Annotated in this window: 11 protein-coding genes; 1 reads left to right on the plus strand and 10 read right to left on the minus strand. The window is 59.8% G+C overall.

The features are described from left to right. Positions 1-177: 177 nt before the first annotated feature. The 4 genes from GSQ93_RS13145 to GSQ93_RS13160 form a co-directional block, all read right to left on the minus strand. Complete coding sequence (locus GSQ93_RS13145) at positions 178-1,761, minus strand: amino acid ABC transporter permease/ATP-binding protein (protein WP_158936125.1); 1,584 nt, start codon at positions 1,759-1,761, stop codon at positions 178-180. Positions 1,762-1,815: 54 nt separating this feature from the next. Next, entirely contained in the window at positions 1,816-2,655 is an 840-nt protein-coding gene (locus tag GSQ93_RS13150; RefSeq protein ID WP_254073864.1) for a transporter substrate-binding domain-containing protein, read from the minus strand. Positions 2,656-2,719: 64 nt separating this feature from the next. After that, complete coding sequence (locus GSQ93_RS13155; protein WP_158936126.1) at positions 2,720-3,781, minus strand: isopenicillin N synthase family oxygenase; 1,062 nt, start codon at positions 3,779-3,781, stop codon at positions 2,720-2,722. An 18-nt stretch (positions 3,782-3,799) separates the two neighbouring features. After that, complete coding sequence (locus GSQ93_RS13160; protein WP_158936127.1) at positions 3,800-4,660, minus strand: sugar phosphate isomerase/epimerase; 861 nt, start codon at positions 4,658-4,660, stop codon at positions 3,800-3,802. Between the two features lie 757 nt (positions 4,661-5,417). On the opposite strand from GSQ93_RS13160, the gene GSQ93_RS13165 reads away from it, so the two are divergent. Continuing rightward, on the plus strand, positions 5,418-6,965 hold the full coding sequence (locus tag GSQ93_RS13165; RefSeq protein WP_158936182.1) for an FAD-binding oxidoreductase: 1,548 nt from the start codon (positions 5,418-5,420) through the stop codon (positions 6,963-6,965). A 473-nt stretch (positions 6,966-7,438) separates the two neighbouring features. Here the strand turns inward: GSQ93_RS13165 and GSQ93_RS13170 are convergent, their stop codons facing one another. The 6 genes from GSQ93_RS13170 to GSQ93_RS13195 form a co-directional block, all read right to left on the minus strand. After that, positions 7,439-7,699: a hypothetical protein gene (locus GSQ93_RS13170; RefSeq protein ID WP_158936128.1), complete on the minus strand. Its 261-nt coding sequence runs from the start codon at positions 7,697-7,699 to the stop codon at positions 7,439-7,441. Positions 7,700-7,907: 208 nt separating this feature from the next. Further along, positions 7,908-8,177, minus strand: coding sequence for a hypothetical protein (locus GSQ93_RS13175; RefSeq protein ID WP_158936129.1), 270 nt, complete (start codon positions 8,175-8,177; stop codon positions 7,908-7,910). Positions 8,178-8,299: 122 nt separating this feature from the next. Continuing rightward, positions 8,300-8,944 carry a response regulator transcription factor gene (locus tag GSQ93_RS13180; protein WP_158936130.1) on the minus strand — a complete coding sequence of 215 codons (645 nt, stop codon included), beginning with the start codon at positions 8,942-8,944 and terminating at the stop codon, positions 8,300-8,302. Next, positions 8,941-10,998, minus strand: coding sequence for a response regulator (locus GSQ93_RS13185; protein ID WP_158936131.1), 2,058 nt, complete (start codon positions 10,996-10,998; stop codon positions 8,941-8,943). The genes GSQ93_RS13180 and GSQ93_RS13185 overlap by 4 nt, the downstream gene beginning before the upstream one ends. Continuing rightward, the gene (locus tag GSQ93_RS13190; protein WP_158936132.1) at positions 10,995-13,151 is read right to left on the minus strand and encodes an ATP-binding protein; all 2,157 of its coding nucleotides are present in this window, start codon (positions 13,149-13,151) and stop codon (positions 10,995-10,997) included. Before GSQ93_RS13190 ends, GSQ93_RS13185 begins: the two co-directional genes overlap by 4 nt. Before the next feature lie 229 nt (positions 13,152-13,380). Next, positions 13,381-13,689 (minus strand): hypothetical protein, encoded by a 309-nt coding sequence (locus GSQ93_RS13195; RefSeq protein WP_158936133.1) that lies wholly within the window; start codon positions 13,687-13,689, stop codon positions 13,381-13,383. Positions 13,690-13,772: the final 83 nt, after the last annotated feature.

Raw genomic sequence — 13,772 nt, forward strand, 5'->3', positions numbered from 1 at the left:
GCTTGACACGGAAAGTCATATCAGAAATGACGTGCCGCCACGCACAGTGGCTAACAGTGATAAAGAGAAAATCCGACTCATGCAGACCACTAACCCTGAAAGCAGCAACCCGGCATAGACCCCGACCACTAACACCAAAACCACCACCCCGGCACTGACCCCGACCAACCCCAAACCCTAACACCCCAAAACCCCCACCCCGTCCACCGGCGCGAGCGAAACACCCTGTTGCGCCCCTTCTCTTGTCACACCAATAAACCGCCGCACGCGTTCAGCGCCATCCTGATGCCTGATCGCATCGGGTGCCGCATCGAGCTCGATCACACCATTCTCCATAAACACAATCCGGTCGGAAATCGACATCGCAAAGTCCATCTCATGCGTGACGATAATCATCGTCATCCCTTCCTTCGCAAGCTCACCAATCACGTTGAGCACGTCGCCGACAAGCTCCGGATCCAGCGCCGACGTTGGCTCGTCAAACAGCATGATGGCGGGGTCCATCGCCAGCGCCCGTGCAATCGCCACGCGCTGCTGTTGCCCTCCCGAAAGCTGATGCGGATACTTGTACGCGTGTGCAAGCAGCCCCACCTTGTCCAGCAACGCCAGCGACCTCGCAGTCACATCCGCCCGCTTGCCACGCCCGTGATAATGCGGCGCGAGCGCTACGTTCTCCAGGATGGTCCGGTGCGGAAAAAGATTGAAGCTCTGGAACACCATGCCAATGTGCCGCACGCCATCGCGCACGCGCCGGATATTGGTTTTATCGGTGGCGGAAATGAAGGTCTTGCCGAACAAGATGATCTCTCCCTGATCAATCGGCTCAAGCGCATTGATCGTGCGGATCAACGACGTCTTCCCCGAACCCGACGGCCCGATCACCGCAATGACTTCGCCAGCCTTCACCTCCAGGCCGATGCCCTTGAGCACCTCATGTTCGCCGTAACGCTTATGCAGGTTCTTGAGCAACAACGCATGCGGCGCGCCCTTGCCGTCCGGCCCGGCATGAGCCGACGCAACCGGCGCAACCGGTACAAGCCGCGTGCGCAGCGCCGCTATTTGCTCAGCCGCAAGCGTTTCCGGCTTGCGCTTCGAAAGATCAACACGACGCTCGACATACTGCAGCAACCATCCGAAAACAGTAACGATCAACACGTAATAGATGGCGATGGCCGACAAGGTTTCCATCACCAGGAAGTTCTGCGAATACAGCCGCTGTCCGACCAGCAGCAACTCGCTTAGCGATATCACCGAAATCAGCGACGTCAGTTTCACGCAGGTAATGAATTCGTTGATCAGTGTCGGTAACGCAATGCGAAGCGCCTGCGGAATCACGATCAACCGTTGCAGGCCGATCGGGCGGATGCCTAGCGCCGCGCCCGCCTCGTGCTGTCCCTTAGCCACGGATAACAATCCGCCGCGATGAATCTCCGCCATGTAAGCGGTCTCCGTGAGCGCCAAGGCAACGAAACCGGAGAAGAACGGATGCGACAACGCCACGCCGCTAGCAGGAAAAAGCTGTGGCAGGTTGTAGACGAATACGACCAGGACCAACAGCGGAACGCTTCGAAAAAACCAGATGTAAGTAGCGGCAGGCAATGAAAGCCAGCGCGACTGGGACAGCTTCGCCGACGCAAGCAAAAAACCCAGCACCAGGCCCGTCAGCCACGAAAGCGCGCTGAGTTCGACCACGGTCACGCAGGCCTGCCAGAAGGCGGGCAACGCGAATAGCGACAGCAGGTAGGGGAAATCGTAGTGCATGAGTGCCTCTCGCTAGACGCGGTGCGCGGTGCGCGGATCAGGTATCGCCGGAGATCAGGACGACTTGGCAGGCGGCATGGACAGGTTGTATTTCTTGAGCATGGCTTCGTACTCGCCGTTTTTCTTCAACGCGTCGAATGCCTTGGTCAGGGTGTCGTAGAGCGCCGTGTCGTCCTTTCTCACATAGATACCCAGCGTCTGCGGATAGATCAGTTGGGGAGACTGCACCACCACTACCCGACCCGACGATTTAGCGGCCAGCGCATGAGCCGCGCCGGCAATTTCCATCTGCGCCTGCACGTTATTCGAAAGCAGCGCCTGCAACACTTCTGGTGCGGAAGGATATTCGCTGACGGTGATCTCGCCCTTGCCGTTCGCCTTGCAATAATCCTTCGACAACGCCTGCAACTTCGCTACCCACGTCGTCCCCTGCTCGAGACCCACATGCAGCCCGCACAGTTCTTCGGGCGTCTTGGGTTTGATCGTGCTGCTGGCGGCCACCATGATCGCCGCCGAGGTCTGCGCGTAAGGAATCGCCTGGGCCTGCGCGACGCGCTCGGGCGTCACATACATGCCGGAGATGACCGCGTCGTAGTGACGTGCGTTCAAGCCGAGGATAAGACCGGAGAAACGCGTGTCGACGAAGCTTGCGCTAGCGCCGAATTGCTTGGCGAGCGCCCGTGAAAAATCGGGATCGGAGCCGACCACCTTGTCGCCTTCATAAGACTCGAACGGCGGGTAGGTGATCTCCATGCCGACCTTGAACTGGCCGGGCGCGAGCGTAACGCCGTTAGCCGGCGTCTGTGCAAACGCACCGGTCATGGCATATGCGCCGGCGAAGACGGCAGTCGCGGCTGCGATCAGGAAGCGCTTGGTGTCCGGCTTGAAAATCATCGTGTGACTCCGCTCGAAGAAGGGTTGGTGTGTTGATGAACTTGCTCAGTCGCCCGGCCGGTGATCAGTCTGGTTGGCCCGCCTTTTTCAGGTGCCCGAAACTGGACGGTTTGCGTGCACGCGAGGGCAGCGTCGCGCGTCCTTCGGCCACGCGCTGGCGCAGGTAGGTGTAGGTTTGCAGCGCCTGCCCATACATGTGTTCGCCAATCGCAATCTCCTCGTACTCGTCGCCCTCCTTCGCAAAGGCCGGCAGCGGTTTGATGAGCGTGTGGTAGTCGCATGCGTAGAACAGCGGGAACGAGTAGCGCTCCTCGCGAACGGTGCGCACGCGGTGGGCCGTGGCAACAAATGCGCCGGAGGTCATCACTTCCAGCATGTCGCCAATGTTCACAACGAACGTCCCCGGCAGCGGCGGCGTATCGATCCATTCGCCAAGACCGTTCATCACTTCAAGGCCGGGCGCGTCGGCTTGCAGGATCGTGAAGCATTCATAGTCGGTATGCGCGCCGATGCCGGGCGCATCTTGAGCAGCGCCGTCGAACGGATAATGAATCAGGCGCAGCTTCGAGGGCGGTCGCGTGACCAGCTCGTCGAAGTGGTCCTCGGGCAGGCCCAAGGCCAGCGCGAAGCCATGGAACAGCACACGTCCAAGCGCGAACACCTGCTGGTAGTAGCGTTGAACGGCCGGTTTGAAACCATCGAGCACGGGCCAATGATTTGGTCCTAGCAACGGAGTGCCAGCGAGCACCAGGGGATCATCGGCGGGAACTTCGAAGCCGACGTCGAACGCCTCCTTGTGATCCGGCTTGCCCTTCGCATAGACCTCTTCACCTTCAGGCACGAATCCCTTGTGGGTATCGGACGTGCCTATGTAGTGCTCCATCTTCTTTTCGATCGGCTGCCTGAAGTAGTCCTTGGCTGCCTGCCTCAGACCGTTGATGACTGCGGACTCTATCCCGTGTCCAGAAATATAGAGGAATCCGATGTTTCGAGCGGCTCGACCAAGCTCGGCCGCAACCGCTTGACGATCCGTTAGCGTGTCACTGAACAGGCCGGAGATGTCGATTACTGGAATCGATGTGAAATTTTTGTCTGGCGCAGTTTCGCCGGCGTGGTTCGCTTGCATCGCGTATGGCTCCTGGGGTCAGTGCGGGTCCATGATCTGGCTGAAATCAATCTGACTGAAATGCTCGCGTTCCGCGTGCACCATCCACTCGTTGAGCTGGGACAGATCGGCGACCGGAACATCGGTGAACGGGAGATGATGCAGGTAACCGTCCCGTCCAAACTCGGGCGTGAGCGTCGTGGTCTGGTAGCCGCGCGCCGCTTGTGAACGCCAGATGGAAGCCCAGTGGTCCTGATGAAAGGCGAGCGGCAATGAATATTCGGCGGCGGCTGGATGCGGCACCTGTGGACCCTGGTCATAACCCACGCGTGCCTGGATGTGATGCACACGTTCAATGAACGGCGTGAGGTCGTCCTCGGCGTCATCGAGCAGGCGTTCGCATACGACCACCCAATGACTGATGTCGCTGGTGAAACGCAAGTCAGGCATCTGACGGATCACGTCCAGCGTCACCCACGGGCTATACAGGGATCGCGCTCTATGCGTTTCGAAACTGCAAAACTGGTCGTGTTTTCGTGCGAGCTCAAGCGCATTGCCGAAGAACTCCACCTGCTGCGCGAGCGGCCATCGATCATTGCCGGCCAGCACGTTGATAAACCGTGGCGACAAATCCTCGGCCGATCCGAGCTTGCGATCCAGGTCTTCCAAGTGTTGCGCGGGCGTCGCGCGCTGGTCGGGCAACACCGCGTTGTCGGTGAAGACAATCGCGATGTAGTCGAGTCCATGTTCATTCAAGTCCTGCAGCAACGCAGCACGCTCATCCGCCGTTGGCGGAAGGCGGGCCTCTATGCCGGCCAGGCCAGCCTCGCGGACGTCGCTGAAGGTACTGCGCCGGTCGCCCCGATGGCCCCAGAGCGAACGAAAGATGTCCAGTTGCATTGGCAGAGTCTTGATCGTGGGACCGGCACCGCGCCGTTCTTGTGAAAGCAATGTCGCATATAGCGTAGGCGGTAAAAAATCCTGAAAACAAAACAATTAGTTTTGAAATTTCTAAACTAAGTTTTGCCGCCGCGCGGCCTTCAACGAAGCCTGTCTATTTAGCGAGAACATTTCGGCGCGCTGGCTGCCGTAGTCGCTATTCCGCTCCATCGAGCTATTTTCATCATACGATTACGGACCACAGGGTGACCGCCGGACAGCGCGGTTTGTTGGCGGGACAAAGATGTGGAGCGTCAACCATCACGCCGACCATTCCGGGCGGAAGCGCTCGCTCGATCTGCCGATGAATCCGTCCTGGGGCGGCGGATCATTAAAAGCGAGCTTCATGCGTTTGAATCGGCGCAGCAAAGTCACCTTGTCAAAAAAAAGGAATAATCTGGCGCCTCCGTTCGTTTAGTTCACGAGTGCCGCACATCGCGCTCGCGGTGAGTGCGCGCTTGTCCAAAATTCATGGGGAAAACAAATGAACTTCAAACGCATAGCATCAACGTTGCTGGCTGTCCTGACCGTCTCGCTTGCGATCTCCCTTACCGGATGTCAAACCGACGGTTCAGCCCCGGCCTCGGGGTCGAGTTCGACCGGCAGCACCAGTAGCGGCGGCTATTGACGTACTTCGGTTGAAACCGATTAAAACCGTTATGTTGCTGAACGTGTGCCGGATGCCAGGTCCGTGAGTGATCCTCCGCGTCCTCCCGGAATGCCGGAGTCTGATTTTCAGCGGGCGCTCGATGCATTCAGGGCAATCGTCGGGCAAAACGCTGTTCTCGCGGAAGACGGTGGCGCGGAGCCGTATCTGGATCCGTTCGCGCCTGGCGACGCACACGCGTATGAAGCGTCGGCCATTGTGATGGTGTCGAATGTCGAGCAGCTGGGCGCTGTGCTCGGCGTAGCGAACCGCTATGGCGTCCCGTTGTGGAGCGTATCGACCGGACGCAACTTCGCTTATGGCGGGGCGGCACCCCGGCTTAGAGGCTCTGTCGTGCTGGACTTGCAGCGCATGAACCGGATCATCGAGATCAATGAGACGCTCAGTTATGCGCTGGTCGAACCGGGTGTCAGCTACTACGATCTTTATCGCGCACTGCAAGCGCAAGGCATCCGGTTGTGGCTCGATCCGCCTGCCGCCGGCTGGGGCAGCGTGATTGGCAATACACTGGAGCGCGGCTTCGGCACGACGGCATACGGCGATCACGCGGCCATGCAATGCGGCATGGAAGTGATGCTCGCGAACGGCGAGATCGTACGCACCGGCATGGGTGCAATGAACAACAATCAGGACTGGCAAGTATTCAAGGCGGGTTTCGGTCCTTCCTACGACACCATGTTCATGCAGTCGAATTTTGGCATTGTCACCAAGCTTGGTATCTGGTTAATGCCCAAGCCCGAAGGCTACATGCTGTGCCGCTATCAATTCAAGCATGACGCCGACCTTGAAAGTATTGTTGAGACGCTACGCCCCTTGAAACTCGATGGCACGATACAAAGCAACGCAGTGATCGAAAGTGCGGTGCGGTGGGCCGCCGGCGTGTCGACGCGCAAGCAATGGTACGACGGCCCGGGTCCAATACCTGATACCGCCATAGCGACCATGACGCGCACGCTCGGCATAGGCCGCTGGAATCTCCGCTTCTGCCTGTATGGCCCGGAAGCGCTGGTGAAGGCGCGTCGCGATGTGATACACCAGCGCTTTGCATCCATCGCAGACGCGGAGTTGATGGAATCTTCCTATACCCATGCCAGCGTTGAACCCGAAGGCGGCGGCGATCGCAGCCAGGTCGGCATTCCCAATCTCGACGCATTCAAATTGCTGAACTGGCGCGGTGGCTCCGGTGCGCACATCGATTTCTCGCCCGTCTGTGCGCCGCTTGGGCGCGACGCGGTCCGGCAATATCGAATGATCAGGGACCGGGCAGCGCACTATGGCTTCGACTACTACGGCGGTTTTACAGCCGGCCCGCGCAGCATGCATCACATCTTTGCGGCAATCTTTAATCGTGACGATCCGGCGCAAGCGCGCGACGCGGGCGAACTTCTGAAGACGTTGATCGACGACTTTGGCGCAGCAGGTTATGGTCAATACAGAACCCACCTCGCCTTCATGGATCTTGCCGCATCCCAGTACGATTTCAACAATCACGCGCTGATGCGCATGAGCGAGAGCATCAAGGAAGCGCTCGATCCAAACGGCATTCTGTCACCGGGGAAACAAGGAATCTGGCCAAGAAAAACCAGGGCGCACAACTGATGAAAACCAGCCGGCGTGACTTCCTTGCGGCCGCTTCGCTCACCGCTGCATACGTGCCTGTGTCATGGCCCGCGCAGACGATGCTGCACTCATCAACGCTATCAAGCGAGCACGTAACGCCTGGCCACGCGCTCACCCTAGTCTTCGACGAACACCTGGCGGACAGCCGCGCTTTTGCGGTCAGATCGCGCACGACAGGCGCGCGCATTGTGCCGTTAGGAAACGATATCGGCATGCTGTGGTTTGAACGCTTGATGCCTCTGGCCAGCGTGCCTGGAAACACGATTATGGGATTGACGACACACGCTAGTGCGTTCTTGCTAACCCGCTTCGCCCAAAGTATCGGATTGCGGGTCGCACAGCGCACGGCCGGGGCGCATGTGAAGCCCGACACGCTGGTCATGTGGCAGCTGGTTGCTGACGGCGCTCGGACCTCCTCCTGTTCCGTTAAAGAATCGTGACCATGACGGCCTTTAAGCCCCATCGCAGTGCTGTTTTATGAGTGCCGACGCACCCCGTTTCAATTGCGGAAACTGCTCAATGACGGGAAAAAAGCCGATCAGAAAACGATGCGTGCTTTCGATGTCCAGCGTCGCGTCCGTCATGGCCTTGCACAACGGGTGATAGACAACCTTCCGCCTCGCTTCTTCGCAATCCTTGACTACGTCTTGGAGCCATTGCGGATAGCTTGCAATGCTCTTGAGTTCGCCGGTACGGGTGAAGTCTGATTTCATCCGACGACCTCTCGCAGGAATGGATTTCAGGGGGTGGGCCGCGGCATCCTATGCGGGCAAGCCGAATCTCAACCCGCCATCGTGATGCCCGCCAAGCTTCGGGAAGCAAAACCATTCCCTATATGCAGATGCGTACTCACGGAACATTTAATCAAAACCACTTCTTTAGACAGCATCGCAACGAGGTTCCTTTTTTCGACGCGCAGCCTCAAGCGGCCAGCCGGCTGAGACTCATGGCAGGGCGTACGGCCTCTGGCGGATAGATATGCCAGGCGCCGTCGTCGTGGCGGAAAAAGAAGAGCGTGAAAGAAACGAATGCGGAGCTGAATGCAGACGATGCACGTTCTACTTCAACGCAGACGCACCGGCGGCGCCCTGCACGGATACGATGAATAGAGCGCACGTGCAGATGCCCGGCGCCCACCGCGCCCAGCCATTTTTCAACCAGTACGCGCAATGACTGCTCCGACCCAACCATAAGATTCTCCGTGATTTGCTTTTTCGCCCCATGAGACCATCGTAGGAGCATCAAAAGTCTTTGTCCGTCGGGAGCGGTCGATTCTGGCTTCAGGGATCGCTGGTTTTTCTGTCGGAATATCCCTACGAGCGATCGCGCTCCGACGTCAACCCGTGTTTGATCGCATAGCGGATCAGTTCGGCGTTGTTTTCAATGCCAAGCTTTTGCATGAGGCGCATCTTGTGCGTGCTGATGGTCTTGGCGCTCAGCACCAGGACATCGGCTATCGCATTGATACTCTTGCCCGCCGCCAGCAGGTGCAGCACCTGGAACTCACGATCCGACAGGATCTCGTGCGGCGCGGCGTCGCCGGAATGGGTGTCGAAGACCATGACATCGACCAGCTTCGGATCGATGAACCGTCCCCCGCCAGCCAGCTTGCGAATGGCGGCAAGCAGGATGTCAGGATCGCTGTCCTTCGTGACATAGCCGGTGGCGCCCGCACGCACCGCACGCGCGACGACCTGCGCTTCATTGTGGATGCTGAGCACCAGGACCGGCAGCGCCGGGTGTTCGGTGCGCACACGCCGGATCAGGTCAACACCGCTGATGCCGGGCATCGTCATGTCCAGAAGCAAGAGGTCGACGCGGCAGGTACGCAGTTTCTCCATTACCTCAACGCCCTGCGCTGCCTCGCCCGCCACGCTAATGTCTTCTGTGGTTGCAATGATCTGCTTCAATCCGCCGCGCACGATGGCGTGATCGTCGGCTATCAGGATCCGGATCATGGGCGTTCTCCTCCGCCCAACGGGACGTGAATCGACACCACCGTGCCCGTTTCAGGCGAGCTGTCGATTCGCAGCGATCCCCCAATCAGCCGGGCGCGCTCGCTCATGCCAAGCAGTCCGTATGAATACCCTTTGCGGGCTGCAGCCGGATCGAACCCGCAGCCGTCGTCGCTGACGTAGAGATCAAGCGTGGTCTCGGTGTTGGTCAAGGTGACATCTACGCGCGACGCGCCCGCATGGCGTGCAACATTGGTCAGCGACGCCTGCACGATCCGAAATACTGCAGTGGCATGGGCATCATCAAGAGCCGGTTCCCGGCCATTGATCCAGAGCTGGCAAGAAAGGCCTTTGCGGCGGCCGAAGTCCTCCACCAACCACTCCAGCGCCGACACAATGCCGAAATTAAGCGCGGCGGGTCTCAGATGACTCGCGACGTTGCGCACCATCCAGATCGTCTTTTCAACCAGCTCGCGCATGTCGTCGACTTTCTTGGCCGCATCCGAGTCATTGGCAAGACGCATCTTGAGCAATGAAACGTCCATCTTCAGCGCGGTCAACAACTGCCCGAGTTCGTCGTGAATTTCCATTGCGATACGTTTTCTTTCTTCCTCGCGAATCGCTTCCATGTAGGCGGACAACTCACGCAGTTGCTCGCGCGACTCCAGGAGTTCGTGCTCGATGCTCTTGCGCTCGGTAATGTCTTGGATCGTACCGACCAGCTTTAACGGCTGCGTAGCGATCCCACCGCCGACTCCGACTCTAATGCCGGTGCCGGGCATGGCCTCGGCCTGGAACTGGACTATCCGCATCACGCCATCGGCGCCCGTTACGCGGCAATCCAGGCCGTATGGCCGCCGCTCATGCAGCAACGCCCGAACAGCGCCGCGCACCAACGCCCGGTCCTCGCGATGCACCGCCGCAAGAAAAGTGCGGTAGCCTGGCCGCGAAAGATGCGGCGCCAATCCGAGGATCCGATACATCTCGTCAGACCAATGAATTACGCCAGCCGTTGTGTCCCACTCCCAGTCACCGAGCCGCGCAAGCCGTTGCGCGTTCGCGAGACTCGCTTCGCTCGCCCGCAATTTCCCCTCGGCCAGCTTGCGCGCCGTCACGTCATTGAGGCCGACGTAAATGGCCGGCGCGTCGTCGAAGCTCGCCACCCGGGCGGTCAGCATCGCCCAGAACGTGCTGCCGTCCGGCCGCCTGAAATTCACTTCGGTGTTGCGAAAGCCCCCGAGCATGCGAAGCTGCCGCACCAGCCTGTCTCGCGTCGCGGGGTCCACATAGAAGTCGACAATGCGAATAACCGTGTCGGTCTGGGAGACGAGGCCGAACAACTTCCGAAACGGCTCGTTCATGTAGAGCAGCGACCCGTGCGGCATCGACGTGATGCAAAACGGCAGCGGACTGGTCTCCACAATGTTGCGGAACCGCGCCTCGCTTGACAGCAGCTTCGTTTCGGCCCGCCTGCGCTCCTCAATCTCCAGCCGCAGGCTTGCATTCGCCTGCGCGAGTTCTGCGGTGCGTTGCGCGACCCGCACCTCGAGTTCGTCGCGCGCCCGCGCCAGCGCCGCTTCCGCTTGCTGACGCACGCTCACTTCGTTCGACAGTTGCCGGTTCTGTGCGACAAGCTGCTTGTTCATTGCGCGTAGCGCCAGATGCGTACTGATCCGCGCCATCATTTCGTCGATCCGGACGGGCTTCGTCACGTAGTCCGAACCACCGGCCGCGAAACCTTCGACCAGATCCTCGATGCCGGTCAGCGACGTCATGAAGATCACCGAGATATCCCGCGTGCGCTCGTCCATCTTGAGCCGGCGGCAAGTTTCAAAGCCATCGATGCCCGGCATCTTGACGTCGAGCAGGATCAGATCCGGCTGCGAAAACTGCGCGCGTTCGAGCGCCTCCTCACCATCAAGCGCTACCAGCACGCGAAAGCCCTGGTCGGCGAGGCTGTCGACCACGAGGCTGAGATTAGCCGGCATGTCATCGACAATCAGGATTGCCGGCGGCTCGCTGGCGCTGCCGCTCAGGTTGGCGCTGATCTCGCTCATGGCGCCGGCCTCGCTTCAAGATGGCGCTCTACGAGCAGAAGGATCGCCTTCGACTGATAGCCTTTCGCCAGTCCACGCAGATGTGTTGTGAATGGTTCGTACTGCGGATCGATCAATGATATCCGGTCCGCCCACGCAATGATGTCCCGCATGTTGCCGACCCGCGCAAGGCGATGCAATTCCTCCATTTGCGCCGCCGGCACGGCAGCCGGCACATCGGGCAATGACGACTGCGCGGAATGTGCCCCCACGGCATAGGTCCACTCAAGGTTCAGCAACGCGCATATATGGGCCAGCAACCGGCCGAATTCGACCGGCTTGGGGAGAAATGCATTCACACCGGCCTCAAGGCTTTTTCTCTCGTCGCGGCTGGAAGGGCTGGCGGTCACCACAATGATCGGCACGTCCGTCAGCCCCGGTGTCTGGCGCAATTGGCGCGTGGCCTCGAGGCCGTCCATGCCGGGCATCACGATGTCCGTGATAATCAACGCCGGGTGCTCGCTTTGCGCCTTGGCCAGTCCCTCGCCGCCGCTTGCTGCCTCGATGATGTCGAAACCGAGCCGGCCCAGCAATTCCGTAATGACGGTGCGATTGACCGCCACGTCGTCGATGATCAGCACCTTCCTGCGCGGCCCCTCGTAGCCGGTCGCGACGCGTGCGTCCGGTACTTCGCGGGACGACGCTGAGCGCACCGTCGTGGCGGGGGCCAGTTCGAACCAGAAGGTACTGCCTTGCCCGAGCCCGCTCTCGACGTGGATCTCGCTGCCCATCGCCAGCATGAACTCCCGGCTGATGGCGAGCCCGAGCCCGGTGCCCTCGGAGCGACGCTCGGGATTGCCGACCTGCTCGAACGGTTCGAAGACTCTCCTCAACTGGTCCGGCGGAATGCCGATGCCGGTGTCGCGTACCTCGAACCGTACCGCCCCGAAAACGGTCTGCGTGACAAGCAGGCTCACCCTGCCAGAATCGGTGAATTTGACGGCGTTCGCGAGCAGGTTGAGCAGCACCTGCCGCAACCGCCGCGCGTCGGCGCGCACACCACTCGGCACGTCGGGTGCAATCGCGCAGACACAGTCGAGCTGCTTCTCCTCCGCCTTCACGCCGATGATTTCGCGAATTACATCCATGAGACCGGCCAAGGCTACATCGACGATCTCAAGCCGCAGCTTGCCCGCCTCTATCCTCGCGAAGTCGAGCGTGTCGTCGATCAGCGTCAGCAGGTGTTCGCCGCTGCGCTGGATGACGGCCACGCCGGCGTGCTGCCGTTCACTCAGGCCGCCGTCGCGTTGCAGGATCTGCGCGTAACCCAGGATGCCGTTCAGTGGCGTGCGTAGTTCATGGCTCATGTTTGCCAGGAATTCGCCCTTGGCGCGGTTCGCCGCTTCGGCCGAACGAAGCGCCTCGCGTTGCTTGGCGGCGTTACGTTCGTCGAGGTAGGCAACGTGCAGGCGTACGCCCATCGCATGGAAAGCCGCAACCACGCGGTCAAGTTCGTCGGGCCGACGGGGCTGGCGGCGCTGCAAGCTGAACGGTTGCGGCGACTCGCGAAAGTCGTAGCGGCTCACAAGCCGTGCGATAGCGGCCAGGTGCCGCGTAACGAGCCGCGAAAAAATATAGATGATGAACAGCGCAACGAGAAACGTGTTGGCTCCCTGGCTCACCAGGATCAGGAGCGCGGTCTGCGCCAGCTCACTGTAGAGACCGGAGAGCGTCGCCTCGACATACAAGGTGCCGAGCACGCGTTGCGTGCCGTGGACGCGGTAAGAGATGGGAAATTCGCGCGAGATGACCGCGTCCTTCATGCGCTGCCCAGCTCGCACCACCAAAGGCGAACCGACCGAGCCCGTCTCACGGACCTCGGCGGCACGAATGTCGGCAAGACGAAGCATGCCGTCCAGTTCGAGTTGAAGCTGCTGCCGGTCGAGCCGCCATAACCCCTCGCTGAGGCTGTCGCGATAACTCCGGTCGATATCCGACAGCCGGTTCTGGATGAGCGAGATCCCGCGCTCATAGTCGCCGTAGAGTTGAAGCGCGGTGAGCAGCAGCGTAACCACGCAGCTGAACAAAAGGACGGTCGCGAGAAGCCGCAGGACCACGCTGTGGCGAAAGCGGCTCAGCGAACTCCATAGCGCGCTGAACGTGTTGAAAACCATATCCCCCCGCGAGTGCCCGGAACCTCGTTTTCGTTAATCTGCACTCGTTGCCGAATGACGGTTATCGTGAGTTCATCGGGCGGACGGCACGCTTGGTGCGGCCGTCGGTACTGAAATGGTTAGGGTGGACTGCCGGCCTGTCTCGAACGTGAAGAAACCGTTGTCCTCCAGCTTTCAAATTCATTCGCGTTCGCCCCAGTTCGCCCCAATGAGAAAGGCTCACGCGACTCTAGCCGTTTGCCGCGATGTTAAACGGGCCGAACGAGTTCCCCAGAATCTCGTCGATACAATCGGCCAGGTCGCACAGCACGCCCGATTCGTCGACATCGAGCGTTTCCGCGTGGAATTTTCGTAGCTCCCACATGGTGTCCGCAAGACGCCTGATCGAGATGGGACCGCTATTGATCAGTGGCCAGCAATGCATCAGATACGCGAGCGGAATGACATTCCTGTTCTCGCACCATGAATCGAACAAGCGCAGGCAGATAGTGTGGATATGCTCCACCGCGTTTTCGCGCTCGGAAAGATACGGAATCATGGCGGATAACCGGTAAGACCCATTTTGATGCTTCAAAGTCTAGGCGGCCGAAAGAAATCACACAGTCAGGAAACGCGGAAAAG

This window comes from Burkholderia sp. S171 (genome assembly GCF_009766085.1).
GTDB lineage: Bacteria > Pseudomonadota > Gammaproteobacteria > Burkholderiales > Burkholderiaceae > Caballeronia.